25 protein-coding genes are annotated in these 17,930 nt (G+C 68.7%); 3 read left to right on the forward strand and 22 right to left on the reverse strand.

Features of this window, described 5'->3' with window-relative positions; genetic code table 11:
- The 7 genes from AC5L35_RS16135 to AC5L35_RS16165 form a co-directional block, all read right to left on the reverse strand.
- Positions 1 to 1,044: a DNA-directed RNA polymerase subunit alpha gene (locus AC5L35_RS16135; protein ID WP_495060463.1), complete on the reverse strand. Its 1,044-nt coding sequence runs from the start codon at positions 1,042 to 1,044 to the stop codon at positions 1 to 3.
- Positions 1,045 to 1,146: 102 nt separating this feature from the next.
- Positions 1,147 to 1,752, reverse strand: a complete 606-nt coding sequence (gene rpsD, locus AC5L35_RS16140; protein WP_495060464.1) for a 30S ribosomal protein S4 — start codon at positions 1,750 to 1,752, stop codon at positions 1,147 to 1,149.
- Positions 1,753 to 1,771: 19 nt separating this feature from the next.
- Positions 1,772 to 2,179 carry a 30S ribosomal protein S11 gene (rpsK, locus tag AC5L35_RS16145; protein WP_346280713.1) on the reverse strand — a complete coding sequence of 136 codons (408 nt, stop codon included), beginning with the start codon at positions 2,177 to 2,179 and terminating at the stop codon, positions 1,772 to 1,774.
- Positions 2,179 to 2,559 carry a 30S ribosomal protein S13 gene (gene rpsM, locus AC5L35_RS16150; protein ID WP_495060465.1) on the reverse strand — a complete coding sequence of 127 codons (381 nt, stop codon included), beginning with the start codon at positions 2,557 to 2,559 and terminating at the stop codon, positions 2,179 to 2,181. Before rpsM ends, rpsK begins: the two co-directional genes overlap by 1 nt.
- 188 nt (positions 2,560 to 2,747) lie before the next feature.
- The gene (gene rpmJ / locus AC5L35_RS16155; RefSeq protein WP_169394192.1) at positions 2,748 to 2,864 is read right to left on the reverse strand and encodes a 50S ribosomal protein L36; all 117 of its coding nucleotides are present in this window, start codon (positions 2,862 to 2,864) and stop codon (positions 2,748 to 2,750) included.
- An 84-nt stretch (positions 2,865 to 2,948) separates the two neighbouring features.
- Positions 2,949 to 3,170 carry a translation initiation factor IF-1 gene (infA, locus tag AC5L35_RS16160; RefSeq protein WP_028929190.1) on the reverse strand — a complete coding sequence of 74 codons (222 nt, stop codon included), beginning with the start codon at positions 3,168 to 3,170 and terminating at the stop codon, positions 2,949 to 2,951.
- 186 nt (positions 3,171 to 3,356) lie between these two features.
- Positions 3,357 to 3,821, reverse strand: a complete 465-nt coding sequence (locus tag AC5L35_RS16165; protein ID WP_495060466.1) for a DUF1707 SHOCT-like domain-containing protein — start codon at positions 3,819 to 3,821, stop codon at positions 3,357 to 3,359.
- A 175-nt stretch (positions 3,822 to 3,996) separates the two neighbouring features.
- Between AC5L35_RS16165 and AC5L35_RS16170 the strand changes: the two genes are divergently transcribed.
- The 3 genes from AC5L35_RS16170 to AC5L35_RS16180 all read left to right on the forward strand — a co-directional run bounded on the left by AC5L35_RS16170 (position 3,997) and on the right by AC5L35_RS16180 (position 7,881).
- Positions 3,997 to 5,289 carry an MFS transporter gene (locus AC5L35_RS16170; RefSeq protein ID WP_495060467.1) on the forward strand — a complete coding sequence of 431 codons (1,293 nt, stop codon included), beginning with the start codon at positions 3,997 to 3,999 and terminating at the stop codon, positions 5,287 to 5,289.
- Between the two features lie 274 nt (positions 5,290 to 5,563).
- Positions 5,564 to 7,687 carry a carbon starvation CstA family protein gene (locus AC5L35_RS16175; RefSeq protein WP_495060468.1) on the forward strand — a complete coding sequence of 708 codons (2,124 nt, stop codon included), beginning with the start codon at positions 5,564 to 5,566 and terminating at the stop codon, positions 7,685 to 7,687.
- Complete coding sequence (locus AC5L35_RS16180) at positions 7,684 to 7,881, forward strand: YbdD/YjiX family protein (RefSeq protein WP_495060469.1); 198 nt, start codon at positions 7,684 to 7,686, stop codon at positions 7,879 to 7,881. The genes AC5L35_RS16175 and AC5L35_RS16180 overlap by 4 nt, the downstream gene beginning before the upstream one ends.
- 89 nt (positions 7,882 to 7,970) lie before the next feature.
- Here AC5L35_RS16180 and AC5L35_RS16185 read toward each other — a convergent pair whose 3' ends face one another.
- The 15 genes from AC5L35_RS16185 to rplX all read right to left on the reverse strand — a co-directional run bounded on the left by AC5L35_RS16185 (position 7,971) and on the right by rplX (position 17,929).
- Positions 7,971 to 9,353: an NAD(P)(+) transhydrogenase (Re/Si-specific) subunit beta gene (locus AC5L35_RS16185; protein ID WP_495060470.1), complete on the reverse strand. Its 1,383-nt coding sequence runs from the start codon at positions 9,351 to 9,353 to the stop codon at positions 7,971 to 7,973.
- Positions 9,353 to 9,697 carry an NAD(P) transhydrogenase subunit alpha part 2 gene (locus AC5L35_RS16190; protein WP_495060471.1) on the reverse strand — a complete coding sequence of 115 codons (345 nt, stop codon included), beginning with the start codon at positions 9,695 to 9,697 and terminating at the stop codon, positions 9,353 to 9,355. Before AC5L35_RS16190 ends, AC5L35_RS16185 begins: the two co-directional genes overlap by 1 nt.
- On the reverse strand, positions 9,697 to 10,797 hold the full coding sequence (locus tag AC5L35_RS16195; protein ID WP_495060472.1) for an NAD(P) transhydrogenase subunit alpha: 1,101 nt from the start codon (positions 10,795 to 10,797) through the stop codon (positions 9,697 to 9,699). The genes AC5L35_RS16190 and AC5L35_RS16195 overlap by 1 nt, the downstream gene beginning before the upstream one ends.
- A 314-nt stretch (positions 10,798 to 11,111) precedes the next feature.
- Positions 11,112 to 11,939, reverse strand: coding sequence for a type I methionyl aminopeptidase (gene map / locus AC5L35_RS16200; protein ID WP_495060473.1), 828 nt, complete (start codon positions 11,937 to 11,939; stop codon positions 11,112 to 11,114).
- 10 nt (positions 11,940 to 11,949) lie between these two features.
- Complete coding sequence (locus AC5L35_RS16205) at positions 11,950 to 12,498, reverse strand: adenylate kinase (RefSeq protein WP_495060474.1); 549 nt, start codon at positions 12,496 to 12,498, stop codon at positions 11,950 to 11,952.
- A 51-nt stretch (positions 12,499 to 12,549) separates the two neighbouring features.
- Positions 12,550 to 13,857, reverse strand: a complete 1,308-nt coding sequence (gene secY, locus AC5L35_RS16210) for a preprotein translocase subunit SecY (RefSeq protein ID WP_495060475.1) — start codon at positions 13,855 to 13,857, stop codon at positions 12,550 to 12,552.
- Between the two features lie 183 nt (positions 13,858 to 14,040).
- Positions 14,041 to 14,487: a 50S ribosomal protein L15 gene (gene rplO, locus AC5L35_RS16215; protein ID WP_433275946.1), complete on the reverse strand. Its 447-nt coding sequence runs from the start codon at positions 14,485 to 14,487 to the stop codon at positions 14,041 to 14,043.
- On the reverse strand, positions 14,487 to 14,720 hold the full coding sequence (gene rpmD / locus AC5L35_RS16220; RefSeq protein ID WP_169394202.1) for a 50S ribosomal protein L30: 234 nt from the start codon (positions 14,718 to 14,720) through the stop codon (positions 14,487 to 14,489). The genes rplO and rpmD overlap by 1 nt, the downstream gene beginning before the upstream one ends.
- A complete protein-coding gene (gene rpsE / locus AC5L35_RS16225; RefSeq protein ID WP_169394203.1) occupies positions 14,720 to 15,367 on the reverse strand; it encodes a 30S ribosomal protein S5 in 648 nt (215 codons plus the stop codon). The genes rpmD and rpsE overlap by 1 nt, the downstream gene beginning before the upstream one ends.
- A gap of 64 nt (positions 15,368 to 15,431) precedes the next feature.
- A complete protein-coding gene (rplR, locus tag AC5L35_RS16230; protein ID WP_495060476.1) occupies positions 15,432 to 15,836 on the reverse strand; it encodes a 50S ribosomal protein L18 in 405 nt (134 codons plus the stop codon).
- A gap of 2 nt (positions 15,837 to 15,838) precedes the next feature.
- A complete protein-coding gene (gene rplF, locus AC5L35_RS16235) occupies positions 15,839 to 16,378 on the reverse strand; it encodes a 50S ribosomal protein L6 (protein WP_495060477.1) in 540 nt (179 codons plus the stop codon).
- A 12-nt stretch (positions 16,379 to 16,390) separates the two neighbouring features.
- Positions 16,391 to 16,789, reverse strand: a complete 399-nt coding sequence (gene rpsH / locus AC5L35_RS16240) for a 30S ribosomal protein S8 (RefSeq protein WP_169394206.1) — start codon at positions 16,787 to 16,789, stop codon at positions 16,391 to 16,393.
- Between the two features lie 75 nt (positions 16,790 to 16,864).
- Entirely contained in the window at positions 16,865 to 17,050 is a 186-nt protein-coding gene (locus AC5L35_RS16245; protein WP_169394207.1) for a type Z 30S ribosomal protein S14, read from the reverse strand.
- 1 nt (position 17,051) lies between these two features.
- Complete coding sequence (gene rplE / locus AC5L35_RS16250; protein ID WP_169394208.1) at positions 17,052 to 17,615, reverse strand: 50S ribosomal protein L5; 564 nt, start codon at positions 17,613 to 17,615, stop codon at positions 17,052 to 17,054.
- Positions 17,615 to 17,929: a 50S ribosomal protein L24 gene (gene rplX / locus AC5L35_RS16255; RefSeq protein ID WP_169394209.1), complete on the reverse strand. Its 315-nt coding sequence runs from the start codon at positions 17,927 to 17,929 to the stop codon at positions 17,615 to 17,617. Before rplX ends, rplE begins: the two co-directional genes overlap by 1 nt.
- Position 17,930 lies beyond the last annotated feature (1 nt).

The raw sequence follows: 17,930 nt of genomic DNA on the forward strand, positions 1-17,930 counted from the left end.
CTACAGCTGCTCCGTTTCTGCGTAGTCCTGGCCGTCGTCCCCGAAGGTCTCGGGGTCGAACCCGTCGGAGCCGTACTCGACGGCCGCAGCCGACGGGTCGAATCCGGGCGGGCTGTCCTTGAGCGCGAGCCCGAGGCCGACGAGCTTCATCTTGACCTCGTCGATGGACTTCGCACCGAAGTTGCGGATGTCGAGCAGGTCGGCCTCACTGCGGCCCACCAGCTCTCCCACGGTGTGGATGCCCTCGCGCTTGAGGCAGTTGTACGAGCGGACCGTGAGGTCCAGCTCCTCGATCGGCATTGCGAAGGCCGCGATGGTGTCGGCCTCCTGCGGCGACGGGCCGATCTCGATGCCCTCGGCGTCGACGTTGAGCTCGCGGGCGAGCCCGAACAGCTCGACGAGGGTCTTGCCGGCCGAGGCCAGCGCGTCCCGCGGCGTGATCGAGGGCTTGGTCTCGACGTCGAGCACCAGCTTGTCGAAGTCGGTGCGCTGCTCGACGCGGGTGGCCTCGACCTTGTAGGTCACCTTGAGGACCGGCGAGTAGATCGAGTCGACCGGGATGCGGCCGATCTCGGCGCCGGTGGCCTTGTTCTGCATGGCCGGGACGTAGCCACGACCCCGCTCGACGACGAGCTCCACCTCGAGGCGGCCCTTGTCGTTCAGCGTGGCGATGTGCAGGTCCGGGTTGTGCACGGTGACGCCGGCCGGGGGCACGATGTCGCCTGCCGTGACCGGACCGGGGCCCTGCTTGCGCAGGTACATCGTCACCGGCTCGTCCTCCTCGGAGCTCACGACGAGCTCCTTGAGGTTGAGGATGATGTCGGTGACGTCCTCCTTCACCCCGGGCACGGTCGTGAACTCGTGCAGCACGCCGTCGATGCGGATGCTGGTGACCGCGGATCCCGGGATGGAGGAGAGCAGGGTGCGCCGGAGCGAGTTGCCCAGCGTGTAACCGAAGCCCGGCTCCAGCGGCTCGATGACGAACCGGGAGCGGGTGTCGACGACCGAGTCCTCGGTCAGGGTGGGGCGCTGAGAGATCAGCATGGGTGTGTGCCTCCTTCAGGCCTGCGGCAACCGCTATTTGATGCCGCAGCAAGCCCCGGCCCCTCCCTACGGGACCGGGGGTGTCGAGCCGCTACTCGCGGACTACTTCGAGTAGAGCTCGACGATCAGCTGCTCGGTGACCTGCGTATCGATCTGCGCACGCTCGGGCAGCTGGTGGACCAGGATGCGCAGGCTCGAGGGAACGACCTGCAGCCAGCCAGGGATCGGGCGGTCGCCCACCAGCTCCTTGGCGATGATGAACGGGTCGGTGCCCAGCGACTTCGGCTTGACGTCGATGACGTCGTACTGCGAGACGCGGTAGCTGGGGATGTCGACCTTGTGGCCGTTGACGATGAAGTGGCCGTGGTTGACCAGCTGCCGCGCCATCCGCCGGGTGCGGGCGAGCCCGGCCCGGTAGACGACGTTGTCGAGACGCGTCTCGAGGATCTGCAGCAGGTTGTCGCCGGTCTTGCCCTGGCGACGGTTGGCCTCTTCGTAGTAGCGCCGGAACTGCTTCTCCAGCACGCCGTAGGCGAAGCGGGCCTTCTGCTTCTCCTGCATCTGCAGGAGGTACTCCGTCTCCTTGATCCGGATCCGGCCGTGCTGGCCGGGCGGGTAGGGACGGCGCTCGAACGCCTGGTCGCCGCCGACGAGGTCGACCTTCAGTCGGCGGGACTTGCGGGTCATGGGTCCGGTGTAACGAGCCATGTCTGGTTACTCCCTTTCCCTAGACCCGGCGCCGCTTGGGCGGCCGGCAGCCGTTGTGCGGCTGGGGGGTGACGTCGGAGATGGTGCCGACCTCGAGGCCGGCTGCCTGCAGTGAACGGATCGCGGTCTCACGACCGGAGCCGGGACCCTTGACGAACACGTCGACCTTCTTCATGCCGTGCTCGGCGGCCTTGCGGGCAGCGCTCTCGGCGGCCATCTGCGCGGCGAACGGCGTGGACTTGCGCGAGCCCTTGAAACCGACGTGGCCTGCGGAGGCCCACGCGATCACGGCACCGGTCGGGTCGGTGATCGACACGATGGTGTTGTTGAAGGTGCTCTTGATGTGCGCGTGTCCGTGCGCGACGTTCTTCTTCTCCTTGCGGCGGACCTTCTTCGGTCCGGACGCGGAGCGGGTGCGGGGCGGCATTACTTCTTACCTGCCTTCTTCTTGCCGGCGACCGTCTTCTTCGGTCCCTTGCGGCCGCGGGCATTTGTCTTGGTGCGCTGGCCACGCACCGGCAGGCCCCGGCGGTGCCGGATCCCCTGGTAGCAGCCGATCTCGATCTTCCGACGGATGTCGGCCTGCACCTCGCGGCGCAGATCACCCTCGACGCGGTAGTTGGTCTCGATGTACTCGCGGAGGGCGGTGAGGTCCTCGTCGGTCAGGTCCTTCGACCGCAGCTCGCGGTCGATACCGGTGGCCTCGAGGATCTGGAGGGACCGCGTGCGGCCGATCCCGAAGATGTAGGTGAGCGCGATCTCCATCCGCTTGTCGCGGGGAAGGTCGACGCCGGCAAGTCGTGCCATACGGCGGGGTACTCCTCTGTTGTGCTGAGCCAGGTCTGCCCGACGCCCGTCCCGGACCACTGGTCGTCCGGGCCCCGGCCTGGTTCCGGGGGTGGACCGGGCCCGTGTGGCCCGGCAGGTGCGTCGGGTTCCTCTGTGTTGCCGTGGTGCTCGGGTGGCGCGTCGTCTGCGACGACGGACACCCGTGATCAGCCCTGGCGCTGCTTGTGGCGCAGGTTCGAGGAGCAGATCACCATGACCCGCCCGTGACGGCGGATCACCTTGCAGTTGTCGCAGATCTTCTTGACGCTCGGCTGGACCTTCACGTCCGTCGCTCTCTCAGTTGTCGGTGCTGTTTCGACGTGACTTCACGAGCTCCGTCACTGTCGATCGTGACGGCGCAGGCTCCGTCACTTGTAGCGGTAGACGATGCGGCCGCGGGTCAGGTCGTACGGCGACAGCTCGACCACAACGCGGTCCTCGGGGAGGATTCGGATGTAGTGCTGGCGCATCTTGCCGCTGATGTGGGCAAGAACCCGGTGTCCGTTCTCGAGCTCCACGCGAAACATCGCGTTCGGCAAGGGCTCAACCACCCGGCCCTCGACCTCGATCGCCCCGTCCTTCTTGGCCATATCCTCCGCGTTCCGTGACAGGTGTGCGTACTCTCGGTTCCGTGCGTAGGCACGTCGTTGCTCCGGGACCGTGGGGTGCGGGAGGCACGACGGAACCGGCGCCTATGGCGCGCCGAACTCCCAGTGTACGACCGTTGCGCGCGGGCACGCACATGGGGTACGTGCCGTGCCGCGCCCGGCACCCGTTCAGGGGCGCCGACGCCGCTCCCTCAGCCAGGTGGACAGCAGCACGAGCCCCCACGGGCCGACCACCCAGATCCACCACGGGTACACGAACGACGCGGTGGCGACGCAGCTGATCGCCCAGATCGCGATCGTCGTGACGCCCGCGCCCGCCCAGCCGATCACGGCCCCGTGCGCGTCCCGGTCGAGCATCGCGTCCTGATCCCGGAGGGCGGGCAACGGGGCGGCCGGCAGCACCACAGGGGGTGACGGCGGCTCGCCCGGGAGGTCGGCGGTGAGTGCGCGGAGATCCCCGTAGGTGCGCGCGGCCAGCGTGGCGGTGATGCGCTCGTCGAACTCCTCGAGATCGAGCCTGCCCTCGGCGTGGGCCGCGCGCAGCCGGCCGAGCACGTGCTCACGGTCGGCGTCGCCTGCCCGCATGTCCTCGGGGCGCACGTGCGGCGAGCCGGGCTCCGCCGTCTCCTCCACGTCCTCATGGTGCTCCACCGAGCCCGCTGTGGCCACCGGTCGAGCGGTCCCGTACCGCACCGATACGGGCAAATCGCGCGCTCCGGGCACAGCCGCCCGGCTAGGGTTCTCGATTCCGCCCGTTTCGATCCGGTCTTGCCCTGAAGTCCGGTTCACGTTGTTCCCTGGAACGGTGATGACCGAACAGCCAGCAGGATCCACCACCCCGACCGGCCGACTGCCCCGCCCGCTGCGCCCCTTCCGCCACCGCGAGTACCGCCTGCTGGTGACGTCGATGGCCGCCTCGCTGTTCGCGAGCGGACTCTGGCTCGTCGCGATCGTCTACCAGGTCATCTCGATGGGCGGCGGCCCGTCCGAGCTGTCCGTCGTCGCCGCCGCGTCGAGCGTCGGGATGCTGGCCAGCGTGCTGATCGGGGGCGTGGCCGCCGACCGGCTGCCCAAGCGGGCCGTCATGATCGGGGTGGAGGTCGTCCGGATCGTCTCCGCAGGCGGGGCGGGCGCGCTCGCGGTCACCGGCGCGCTGCAGCTGTGGCACCTCGCCGCCATCGCGTTCGTCATGGGTGCGGCCGAGGCCTTCTTCTATCCCGCCTACTCCGCGATCCTGCCCACCCTGCTCCCCCCGGAGGAGCTACTCGCCGCCAACGGCGTGGAGGGCACCCTGCGGCCGATCGCGCAGCAGGCCCTCGGTCCGGCGCTGGCGGGAGTGCTGGTCGGCGCGTTCCTCCCCGGGATGGCGCTACTGGTCGCGGCCGGGATCTACACGCTCGCCCTCGTCGCGCTGCTCGCCATGCGCGTGGCACCCGTCGCCGTGAGCACGGAGGCGCGCACCTCCGTGCTCGCCGATCTGGCCGAGGGCTTCCGCTACCTCTTCCGCACCGCGTGGCTCTTCGCCTCGCTGGCCTTCGCCTCGTTCTACGTGCTGGTGCTCATCGGCCCGATCGAGGTGCTGCTGCCGTTCGCCGTGCGTGACCAGACCGGTGGTGGCGCGAGCAGCTTCGCGCTCGTACTGGCCGCGTTCGGGATCGGCGGGGCACTCGGATCGATCATCGTGTCCTCGTGGCGGCTCCCCCGCCGCTACCTGACGGCGATGATCCTGCTCTGGGGCGCCGGGGCGGCCCCGCTGATGCTGATCGGCATCACCCCACATCTGTGGGTCATGGCTGCGGCGAGCTTCGCGGTCGGGTTCACCGGCGCGATGGCGATGGTCATCTGGGGCACGCTGCTGCAGCGCCGGGTCCCCCCGCACCTCCTGGGACGCGTGTCCAGCCTCGACTTCTTCGTGTCACTCGCCCTGATGCCGGTGTCGATGGCGCTCGCCGGGCCGGTCGGGGAGTGGCTCGGCGTCCCGATGACGTTCGTGCTGGCCGGTGCGATCCCCGTGTTCCTCGCCGTGGCGGCAATCGTGGGATGGCGGTTGCCTGCCGACGAGATCGCGCACCCCCTCGACAGCCCCACCGTCACGGCGTGAACACGCCGCACGGGGCTCCGCGGACACATGCGGCGCAACCGGAGCGGCACAGAACAGCCAGATGTGTCCAAAAGTCGCAAGACAGCGCAGAATCTCCCGCGCGGACGTCGACCGAACGGAGGACGTCGGCACCTACTGCATCGACAACCGCGGCGACGACGCCGCGGAGGGCGCGAGGAGAACTGATGGTCGCGATGCTGCAGAGCAGGAGCACCCGGTGTGGCGGGGCGGCCCGGGGAGGTGCCGCATGACGCTCAAGGAAGCGCGATCACGCATGAATCCCCGCTCGGTGCTGATCTGGTCCGTGGTGGCCCTGATCGGTGCCGTGGCCTGGGGGGTGCTGGCCCTCTCCCGCGGGGAGGAGATCTCCGCGATCTGGCTGGTGGCGGCCGCGCTGGGGTCCTACGCCATCGCCTACCGGTTCTATGCGCGGTTCATCGTCAAGAAGGTGCTGCGGGTCGACGACAGCCGGGCGACACCCGCCGAGCGGCTGGACAACGGCACCGACTTCCAGCCCATGGACCGCCGGGTGCTGTTCGGGCACCACTTCGCGGCGATCGCCGGGGCGGGCCCGCTGGTCGGGCCCGTGCTCGCGGCTCAGATGGGGTATCTGCCCGGCACGATCTGGATCATCGTCGGTGTCATCTTCGCCGGCGCCGTGCAGGACATGGTCACGCTGTTCTTCTCGATGCGCCGCGACGGCAAGAGCCTGGGCCAGATGGCCCGTGACGAGATCGGCCCGATCGGCGGCATCGCCGCGCTGATCGCCGTGTTCGCCATCATGATCATCCTGCTCGCCGTGCTCGCGCTGGTCGTCGTCAACGCGCTGGCGAAGTCGCCGTGGGGCACGTTCTCCATCGCGATGACGATCCCCATCGCCCTGTTCATGGGCTACTACATGCGCGTGATCCGGCCGGGCCGGGTCATCGAGACCAGCGTGATCGGGGTCGTGCTCCTCCTGCTCGCCATCGTCGCGGGCGGCTGGGTGCAGGACTCGTCCTGGGCGGACGCGTTCACCCTCGACCCGCGCACCCTGGTGATCTGCCTGGTGATCTACGGCTTCGCCGCATCGGTGCTGCCGGTGTGGATGCTGCTCGCGCCGCGCGACTACCTCTCGACGTTCATGAAGATCGGCACGATCGTCCTGCTGGCTCTCGGCGTGCTCATCACCGCGCCGGTGCTGCAGAACCCGGCAGTCACCGAGTTCGCGCTCGCCGGCAACGGGCCGGTGTTCGCCGGGTCGCTCTTCCCGTTCGTCTTCATCACGATCGCCTGTGGCGCGCTCTCCGGCTTCCACGCGCTCATCGCCTCGGGCACCACGCCCAAACTGATCCAGAAGGAGTCGCAGGTCCGGCTCATCGGCTACGGCGCGATGCTCATGGAGTCCTTCGTGGCGATCATGGCGCTGATCGCGGCGAGCATCCTCGATCCGGGTCTCTACTACGCGATGAACGCCCCCGCCGGGCTGCTCGGCACCACGGTGGAGTCGGCGTCGCAGGCGGTGAACAACCTCGGGTTCACGATCACCCCGGAGGCGCTCGCGGCCGCTGCCGCGTCGGTGCAGGAGAGCACCCTGGTCGCCAGGACGGGTGGCGCGCCCACCCTGGCCGTCGGGATGTCGGAGATCTTCTCCGGCGCGTTCGGCGGCGATGCGCTCAAGGCGTTCTGGTACCACTTCGCGATCATGTTCGAGGCGCTGTTCATCCTCACCACGGTGGACGCGGGCACCCGGGTCGGGCGCTACATGCTCCAGGACACCCTCGGCAACGTGTACAAGCCGATGGCCGACGTGAACTGGAAGCCCGGCATGTGGTTCACCAGCGCCGTGGTCGTGGGCGCGTGGGGCTACTTCCTCTACGCGGGCGTCACCGACCCGCTCGGCGGGATCAACCAGCTCTTCCCGCTGTTCGGCATCGCCAACCAGCTGCTGGCCGCCGTGGCGCTCACGGTCTGCACGACGCTGCTGATCAAGAGCGGGCGCGCGAAGTGGGCCTGGGTCACGGGCATCCCGCTCGCCTGGGACGTGGCGGTCACGCTCACGGCGAGCTACCAGAAGGTGTTCTCCCCGGACCCGACGCTGGGGTTCTTCGCGCAGCGGGACAAGTACGCCGCGGCGCTGGAGCAGGGGCAGGTGCTCGCCCCGGCCAAGAACATCGGCGAGATGCAGACCGTCGTCACCAACTCCACGGTCGACGGCGTGCTCGCCGCCCTGTTCGCGGTCCTGATCATCGTCGTGATCGCCAACGCACTGGTCGTCTGGTACCGGGCACTGACCTCGTCCGAGCCGCTGCCCAGCACGGAGGCGCCCGCCGTCCAGTCGCAGATCGTGGCGCCGTCGGGGCTCATCCCCACGGCCGACGAGAAGCGCGCACTCGCCGGTGCGGGAGACCGGACGTGACCACGGTCGGGCCGGGGGCGATCTGGCAGGGGGTGCGCTGGTACCTGCGCGAGCTCACCGGGGAGTCGCAGTACGAGCGCTACCTCGAGCGGCACGAGCGGGAGCACGCGGGCACGGCCCCACTGTCGCGGCGGGAGTTCGAGCGGCGCCGCATCGACGCGAAGGACGCCACCCCGGGCAGCCGCTGCTGCTGAGGGCTCCCGGGCCCCCGTTGCAGGAAAGCCACGTTCATGCAACGTCGTTGCGTGAACGTGGCTTTCCTGCAACCAGGGGCCTCGCGCGACTACAGGGCCTTGAGCTCCTCCGTCACCGCGGCGACGCTCTTCTTCGCGTCACCGAAGAGCATCGAGGTGTTCTCGGCGTAGAACAGCGGGTTGTCGATGCCGGCGAAGCCGCTGCTCATCGAGCGCTTCAGCACGATGACCGAGCGGCTCTCGTCGACGTTGAGAATCGGCATCCCGTGGATCGGCGAGCTCGGGTCGGTGCGCGCCGCCGGGTTGGTGACGTCGTTGGCCCCGATCACCAGCGTGACGTCGGTGCGGGAGAACTCGCCGTTGATGTCGTCCATCTCCTTGAGCGCGTCGTAGGAGACGTCGGCCTCGGCGAGCAGCACGTTCATGTGCCCCGGCATCCGGCCCGCCACCGGGTGGATGGCGTACTTGACCTCCACGCCCTTGGCCTCCAGCAGCTTGGCCATGTCCTTCACGGCGTGCTGGGCCTGCGCCACCGCCATCCCGTAACCGGGCACGACGATCACCTGCGACGCGTACGCCATCTGGATGGCCGCGTCCGCGGCGCTGGTGGACTTGACGGTGCGGTCGATGCCGTCGTCCGCACCGGGCAGCGTGGCGGTGCCGCCGAACCCGCCCGCGACGATCGCCGGGATCGACCGGTTCATGGCGGTGGCCATCAGGTTGGTGAGGATCGAACCCGACGCACCCACGATCATGCCGGCCACGATCATGGCGGTGTTGTTCAGAGCGAGCCCCGCCGCCGCGGCCGACAGCCCGGTCATGGCGTTGAGGAGCGAGATCACCACCGGCATGTCGGCGCCGCCGATCGGCAGCACCACCAGCACGCCGAGCACGGCCGCGAGCACCAGCAGCCCGACGATCCAGATCTGGGGCGCTCCGCCCATCCCGCCAACCACGGCGCACGCCACGGCGGCCAGCAGCAGGATCCCGTTGACGAACTGCTGCGCCTTGCCCAGCCCGATCGGGCGGCCCGGCAGGATCTCCTGCAGCTTCCCGAACGCGATCAGCGAGCCCCAGAACGAGATCGACCCGACGATGGCCGCGAACATCGACGCCACGACCACGTAGCCGGGCTCGTCCAGGAAGCCGGTGGAGGTGCGGAACTCCGACCAGGCGATCAACGCCACCGCGCCACCGCCGACGCCGTTGAACAGCGCCACCATCTGCGGCATCGCGGTCATCTTGACCGTGCGCGCCGACGGGATGCCCAGCGCCGCACCGATCACGAGGCCGACGATGATCAGCACCCAGTTGTGCCGGACCTCCAGCAGGGTGGCCACCACCGCGAGCGTCATACCGACCGCGGCGATCAGGTTGCCGCGCACCGCCGTCTTCGGGCCGGTCAGGCCCATCAGGCCGTAGATGAACAGCGCGAACGCGATGATGTAGAGAATCGGGACGAGCGTGTCCATCAGTGGCCCTTCCCGTTCGTGGCGACCTTGTCGGCGTCAGGCGCCTGCCGTGCCTCCGGCTTGGCCTTGAACATGCCGAGCATCCGGTCGGTCACCAGGAAGCCACCGATGACGTTGATCATGCCGAACGCGATGGCGATGACCAGCAGGATCTGGTCGACCACCGACGGGTTCTCCAGGTGGCCGAGCACGATCAGGCCGCCCAGCAGCACGATGCCGTGGATCGCGTTGGTGCCCGACATCAGCGGGGTGTGCAACGTGTTGGGCACCTTCGAGATCACGGCGAAGCCGACGAAGCCGGCCAGCACCAGGATCGCGAGGTTCGCCAGTAGTCCGGTCTCCATCACGCATCTCCCCCGTTCACGGTGGCGTCAGCCACATCACGGGTGACGCAGGACTTTGCGAGCACCTCGTCGTTCCAGTCCGGTGCGAGGGCGACCGCACCGTCGTCGCCGGACAGCATCAGCTCCAGCAACGCGGACACGTTGCGGGAGTACAGCTCCGACGCGTGCTCGGGCATCGTCGCGGGCAGGTTCAGCGGCGACGCGATGGTGACGTCGTGCTTGACGACGGTCTCGCCCGGCTCGGTCAGCTCGCAGTTGCCGCCGCTCTCCCCGGCCAGGTCCACGACGACACTGCCGGGCCGCATGCCCTGCACCGCCGTGGCCGTGACGAGCGTGGGCGCCTTCCGCCCGGGGACGTTGGCGGTGGTGATCACGATGTCGAATCCGGTGATCGCCTCCTCCAGCCGCTTCTGCTGCTCGGCCCGCTCGTCCTCGGTGAGCTCACGCGCGTAGCCGCCCTCACCGACCGCCTCGATGCCGAGGTCCAGCCACTGCGCACCGAGCGACCGCACCTGGTCGGCCACCTCGGGGCGCACGTCGTAGCCGGTGGTCCGCGCGCCGAGGCGCTTCGCCGTGGCGAGGGCCTGCAGCCCCGCGACCCCGACGCCCAGCACCAGGGCCGTGGCCGGCTTCACGGTGCCCGCCGCTGTGGTGAGCATCGGGAAGAACCGGGTGGACTTCTCCGCGGCCAGCAGCACCGCCTTGTAGCCCGCCACGTTCCCCTGCGAGGACAGCGCGTCCATCGACTGGGCCCGCGAGATCCGCGGGATCGCCTCCATCGCGAACGCCTGCACGCCTGCGGCCTTGAGCGAGGCGATCGTCTCGGCCGACGTCAGCGGCGCGAGGAACCCGATCAGGGTGGTGCCCGGCCGTAGCCGCCCCACCTCCTCGGCCGTGGGGGGCGCCACCTTCACCACGGCGTCGGCCGACCACGGGTCACCGATCGTGGCTCCGGCCGCGGTGTACAGCTCATCGGGAATCAGCGCGCCCAGACCGGCACCGGCCTCGACGACGATCTCCACACCCCGCGACCGGAGTTTCTCGACGACCTTCGGCACCAGGGCGACACGGCGCTCACCGGCGGCAGACTCGCGAGGCACCCCCACGGTCGTGCGCCGCGGTACTGTGGATTCTGTATTCACAACACCGGAGCCTAGCCCAGGGATCGGGTAATCAGGAGATACCTGTGACGGGGTCCGTGCCGATTCGCGTCGATCGACCGATTCAGATGCCCCGAGCAGTGCCGATGGCACCGACCCAGGGGCCACGGAAGCACCGAACGTCACCCGTTCGGGGGTGAGGCCGACCGCCTATTTCGTGGCCCGCGAGAGCGCGAGGAGGGGCGGCCCGTCCGCTGACGGGACCGCCCACTGACCTTCTCAGACGCCTGGGCTCAGCCGATCGGGAGCGTGGCTCAGCCGATCGGGAGCGTGAGGATGCGCGGCCCGTCGTCGGTGATGGCGACGGTGTGCTCCCAGTGCACGGCCCGGCCGCCGTCGGCGGTGACCACGGTCCAGCCGTCCTCGAGCTCACGGGTCTCCGGGTCGCCTGCCGTGAGCATCGGCTCCACGGCCAGCGCCATCCCCGGCACCAGGCGGGGGCCCTGCCCCGGGTCGCCGAAGTTGGGGAGGAAGGGATCCATGTGCATCGAGGTGCCGATGCCGTGGCCGCCGTACTCGGCGACGATCCCGTAGTCGACGCCGTCGCGCTTGGCGGCCTGCTCGCAGGCCACCTGCACGGCGTGCGAGATGTCGGACAGCCTGCCGCCCGGCTGCACGGCGTCGATGCCGGCGTACAGCGCGGCCTCGCAGGCCGCCGACAGAGCGCGGTCCGCGTCGGACACCGACCCGACCCGGATCGTCACCGCCGCGTCGCCGTGCCAGCCGTCGAGGATGGCTCCGCAGTCCACCGACACGAGGTCGCCGTCGGCGAGCACCTGGGTGGCCGACGGGATGCCGTGCACGATCTGGTCGTTGACCGAGGCGCAGATCGAGGCGGGGTAGCCGTGGTACCCCAGGAAGGAGGGCACCGCACCGGCGTCGCGGATGGCCTGCTCGGCCAGCGCGTCCAGCTCACCGGTGCTGACACCCGGCCGGGCCAGCTCGATGACGGCCGCGAGCGTGCCGGCGACCAGCGCGCCGGCAGCTCGCATGGCCTCCAGCTCGCCCGGGGTCTTCAGCTCGATGTCCCGGCCCCGCCAGCGGTCCAGGATTCCCCGGACGCCGCTGCGTCCCCCGCTCATTGCGAACCTCTCATCTGGCGCGGAGCGCCTGGGCAACGCGGTCGGTGATCTCCTCGACCGTGCCGACGGCGTCGACACTGACGAGCCGGTCGCTGTAGTGGTCGAGGAGCGGAGCCGTCTCGTCGCGGTAGACCTGCTGACGGCGGCGGATGATGTCCTCGGTGTCGTCGTCGCGGCCCCGGCCCATCAGCCGGCGCACCAACTCGTCCTCGGGTACCTGGAACTCCACCACGGCGTCGATCTGCTCGCCCCGCTCCTCCAGGAGATCGCCGAGCGATGCCGCCTGGCTCCGGGTGCGCGGGAAGCCGTCGAGGATGAACCCCTTGGTGGCGTCGTCGTGGGTGAGCCGGTCGCGCACCATCGCAACGGTGACCTCATCCGGGACGAGCTCGCCGGCGTCCATGTACCGCTTCGCCTCGCGCCCGAGGTCGGTCTCTTCCTTCAGATTCGCCCGAAAGAGATCACCCGTGGAGATATGGGGAACATCCAGACGCTCGGCGAGACGCACCGCCTGGGTGCCCTTCCCCGCTCCCGGCGGACCAACCAGAACGAGACGCACGCGACCGACCTCCTGAACTCGAACCCCACCACGACAAACCGATCGCCGACGCTAGCGAAGGAACCCGTCGTACCTACGCTGCATGAGCTGGCTCTCGATCTGTTTGACCGTGTCGAGCCCCACTCCGACCATGATCAGCACCGCCGTGCCACCGAACGGGAAGTTCTGGTTCTGGCCGCTACCGGTGATGCCGAGGAAGAAGTTCGGCAACACGGCGATGATGCCCAGGTACAACGAACCGGGGAGCGTGATGCGTGAGAGCACGTAGTTCAGGTACTCGGCAGTCGGCCGACCGGGCCGGATGCCGGGAATGAAACCACCGAACTTCTTCATCTCGTCGGCCCGCTCTTCGGGGTTGAACGTGATGCCGACGTAGAAGTACGTGAAGAAGATGATGAGTGCGATGTACAGAACGATGTGCACCCAGCTGGACTGGTCCACCAGGTACGTCTGAACGAACTGCTGGAAGCCGCCGCCGGTGCTCCCGGCCAACCGCGAGACGAGGTCGGGGAGGTAGAGCAGCGACGATCCGAAGATCACCGGGATGACGCCGGCCTGGTTGACCTTCAGCGGCAGGTACGTGGAGGTGCCGCCGTACATGCGGCGGCCGACCATGCGCTTCGCGTACTGCACGGGAATGCGGCGCTGGCCCTGCTCGACGAAGACCACGCTGGCGATGATCGCGAGGCCGAAGATGCAGACGCCGATGAAGACCAGGGCGCCGTTGTTCAGGATGTTGGCGCCCTCAGCGGGGATCCGGGCCGCGATCGAGGCGAAGATGAGGAGCGACATGCCGTTGCCGACACCGCGCTCGGTGACCTGTTCACCGAGCCACATGATGACCGCGGTGCCCGCCGTCATGACGACGACGATGATCGAGAGTTGGTAGACGCTGGAGTCGGGGATGACCGGCAGGGAGCAGTTCGCGAACAGCTGGCCTCTATCGGCCAGTGCGACGATTCCCGTGGCCTGCAGGACGGCCAGCGCAATCGTCAGGTACCGGGTGTACTGGGTCAGCTTGTTCTGACCCGACTGCCCTTCCTTCTTCAGCTGCTCGAACCGCGGGATGACAACGGTGAGCAGCTGGACGATGATGCTCGCGGTGATGTACGGCATGATGCCGAGCGCGAAGATCGACAGCTGCAGGAGCGCGCCGCCGGAGAACAGGTTGATCAGGGAGTAGACGCCGGAGTTCTCACTGCCCTCGACCTGACGGATGCATTCCTGCACGTTGGGGTAGGACACCCCGGGCGACGGAATGGTGGCACCGAGGCGATACACAGCCACGATCCCGAGGGTGAAGAGAATCTTCTTGCGGAGATCCGGCGTGGTCAGTGCCGACCGAAAAGCGCTGAGCACTCGGTGATCCTCCTGTACTGGTGGCCCGCTCCGGCGCGGACCCGCCCGGGCGGACAGCGCCCGCGAGCGTGGCGCGCACCCGGCCTGAGTGGAACCGGGCGGAGACGACTCTAACAGCGGCCGTGTCGCCCCCACGGCGCGGACCGGCGCAATGGCGCCGGTCCGCACCGAACGGGCACCGAACTACAGCTCGGTGACGGTGCCGCCGGCGGCCGTGATCTTGTCGCGGGCGCTACCGGAGAAGGCGTGCGCGCTCACCGTGAGCGTGACACCGTCGATGTCTCCGTTGCCCAGCACCTTGACCGGCTGGTTGCGCCGGACAGCGCCGGCCTCGACCAGCTCGTCCGGGCCCACCGTGCCACCGGAGGGGAACAGCTGGGCGAGGTCGCCCACGTTCACCACCTGGTACTCGACGCGGAAGCGGTTCTTGAATCCCTTGAGCTTGGGCAGCCGCATGTGCAGCGGCATCTGCCCGCCCTCGAAACCGACGGGCACGTTCTTGCGGGCCTTGCTGCCCTTGGTGCCGCGGCCCGCGGTCTTACCCTTGCTGCCCTCACCGCGTCCGACCCGGGTCTTCGCGGTCTTGGACCCGGGCGCCGGGCGCAGGTGGTGGATCTTGATCGTGCTCATCAGGAGCCGACCTCCTCAACCGTCACCAGGTGGCGGACGGTGTGGATCATGCCGCGGATCTGCGGGGTGTCTGCCCGCTCGACCGACTGGCGGATCTTGCGCAGCCCCAGCGACTTGAGCGTGGCACGCTGGTTCGCCTTGACCCCGATGGTGCTGCGCACCTGGGTCACGACGAGCTTGGTGTCACTGGTCGGGGTGCTCTGCGCGGTGGCATCGCTCGACGTCGCAGCCATCACGACCTCGCACCCTGCGCCGCGGCGGCACGCGCACGCAGCATCTGGGCAGGCGCCACGTCCTCGAGGGGCAGACCGCGACGGGCCGCCACCTCCTCCGGACGCTGGATCATCTTCAACGCGGCGATCGTGGCGTGCACGACGTTGATCGCGTTGTCACTGCCCAGCGACTTCGAGAGGACGTCGTGGATGCCGGCGCACTCCAGGACGGCACGCACCGGACCACCGGCGATGACACCGGTACCGGGGCTGGCCGGACGCAGCAGCACGACGCCGGCAGCGGCCTCGCCCTGCACGCGGTGCACGATCGTGCCGCCGATGCGGGGGACGCGGAAGAAGTTCTTCTTCGCCTCCTCCACGCCCTTGGCGATCGCGGCCGGCACCTCCTTGGCCTTGCCGTAGCCGACGCCCACCAGGCCGTCGCCGTCGCCGACGATCATCAGCGCGGTGAAGCTGAAGCGCCGACCACCCTTGACGACCTTGGCCACGCGGTTGATCGTGACCAGTCGCTCGATGTACGGGGTCTTGTCCTGGCCGCCCCCGCCGCGGCCTCCGTCGCGGCGGTCCCGGCGGTCGCCGCTGTTGCTGCGCTCGCCACCGGGCCCGGTGCTAGGGCCCCCGCCGTCACGCCGTGCGCGTCCCGGCATCAGAGGTTTCCTTCCGCTGTGTTGATTGTCCGACCCTGCAAGCAGGTCGTCTGTGTTCCATCCATCAGAACTCGAGCCCGCCTTCGCGAGCGGCGTCGGCCAGCGCGGCGACACGGCCGTGGTAGCGGTAGCCACCCCGGTCGAACACCACTGCGGTGACGCCGGCCTCGCGGGCACGGGCGGCCACCAGCTCGCCGACCTTGGCCGCGCGGGCCTTCTTGTCTCCGTCGAGCGCCCTGACGTCGGCCTCCATCGTCGACGCCGAGACCAGCGTGTGGCCGGCCAGGTCGTCGATGAGCTGCACGACGATGTGGCGTGAGCTCCGGTTGACCGCCAGGCGCGGACGCTCGGCGCTGCCGGCGACCTTCTTACGAAGCCGGGCGTGCCGACGCGTGCGCGAGGTGCGGCGCTTGCTCGACACCTGGGAAGCAGTGCGCTTCCTGGCGTTGGCGGAAATCGTCTCGGCCATGGTCACTTACCCGTCTTTCCGACCTTGCGGCGGATGACCTCGCCGGCGTAACGCACGCCCTTGCCCTTGTACGGGTCGGGCTTGCGCAACTTGCGGATTTTGGCGCTGACCTCGCCGACCAGCTGCTTGTCGATGCCGGAGACGGAGAACCGGGTGGGGGTGTCCACCTTGAAGGTGATGCCCTCCGGCGCCTCGATCGTGATGGAGTGGCTGTACCCGAGCGCGAACTCCAGCGAGGAGCCCTTCAGCGCCACGCGGTAACCGACGCCGTAGATCTCCATCTTCTTCTCGTAGCCGTTGGTGACACCGACGACGAGGTTGTTGACGAGAGTGCGGGACAGGCCGTGCATGGCCTTGTTCCGGCGCTCGTCGTCCGGTCGCTTGACGACGACCGTGCCGGTCTCGTCGCGCTCGATCGTGATCGGCTCGATCACGGTGTGCGACAGGGTGCCCTTGGGCCCCTTGACGGTCACCGTGCGGCCGTCGATGTTCACGTCGACGCCGGACGGAACGGCGATGGGCAGCTTCCCGATGCGGGACATGGTGTTAACCCCTCACCAGACGTAGGCGAGGACTTCTCCGCCCACGCCGTTCTTGTGCGCTTGCCGCTCGGTCTGGAGACCGTTCGACGTCGAGATGATCGCGACGCCGAGGCCACCCAGGACCCGTGGCAGGTTGGTGGACTTCGCGTAAACCCGCAGACCGGGCTTGGACACCCGGCGCAGGCCCGCGATGCTGCGCTCACGGTTGCGCCCGTACTTCAGCTCGATGACCAGGGACTTGCCGACCTCGGCGTCCTCGACGGTGTGCGACGCGATGTAGCCCTCCCGCTGGAGGATCTCGGCGATCGACACCTTGAGCTTGGAATGCGGCATGACCACGCGGTCGTGGTACGCCGAGTTGGCGTTGCGCAGACGCGTGAGCATGTCTGCGATCGGATCGGTCATCGTCATAGTGACGTCACTACTTTCCCGCCTGGTTCCCCGGAGGGCCTGTGGCGATTGTGTTGCACTTCGTGCTTGCGACTACTACCAGCTGCTCTTGTGCACGCCCGGCAGCTCGCCGGCGTGCGCCATCTCGCGCACGCAGATGCGGCACAGGCCGAACTTGCGCAGCACGGCACGCGGCCGACCGCACCTCTGGCAACGGGTGTAGCCACGGACCTTGAACTTCGGCTTGGCCGCCGCCTTGATGATGAGCGCCTTCTTGGCCATCTCACGCCTCCCTGAAGGGGAAGCCGAGCCGGCGAAGCAGCGCCCGGCCTTCCTCGTCGGTCGTGGCCGTTGTGACGACCGTGATGTCCATGCCACGCGGCCGGTCGATCGAGTCAGGGTCGATCTCGTGGAACATCGACTGCTCGTTCAGACCGAACGTGTAATTGCCCCGCCCGTCGAACTGGTTGGGCGACAGACCGCGGAAGTCGCGGATGCGGGGCAGCGCGATGGTCAGCAGCCGGTCGAGGAACTCCCACATGCGGTCGTTCCGCAGCGTCACCTTCGCCCCGATGGGCATGCCCTCACGCAGCTTGAACTGCGCGATGGACTTGGTGGCCCGGCGGACCTGCGGCTTCTGGCCGGTGATCGTGGCCAGGTCGCGGACCGCGCCGTCGATGAGCTTCGCGTCGCGGGCGGCGTCGCCGACACCCATGTTGACGACGACCTTCACCAGGCCCGGAATCTGCATGACGTTGCCGTAGGAGAACTCCTCGCGGAGCTGACCGGCGATCTCGTCGGAGTAGCGCTGCTTGAGACGCGGTGCCACTCGTTCAGTCGTGGTCATCAGATCTCCTTCCCGGAACGCCGGGAGACGCGGACACGCTTGCCCTCGTCGGTGGTCTTCTTGCCCACCCGCGTCGGCTTGCCGTCACCGTCGACCAACATCACGTTGGAGACGTGGATCGCCGCCTCCTGGGTGACGATTCCGCCGGACTGCGCGCCACGCTGGTTCTGGCTGATCCGGGTGTGCTTCTTGATCCGGTTCACGCCCTCGACCAGCACACGGTCGCGGTCGGGGTAGGCCTGGATGACCTTGCCCTTCGCGCCCTTGTCCTTGCCTGCGATCACCTGGACGGTGTCGCCCTTCTTGATCTTCATG

Source organism: Pseudonocardia sp. OZ21, assembly GCF_059359135.1.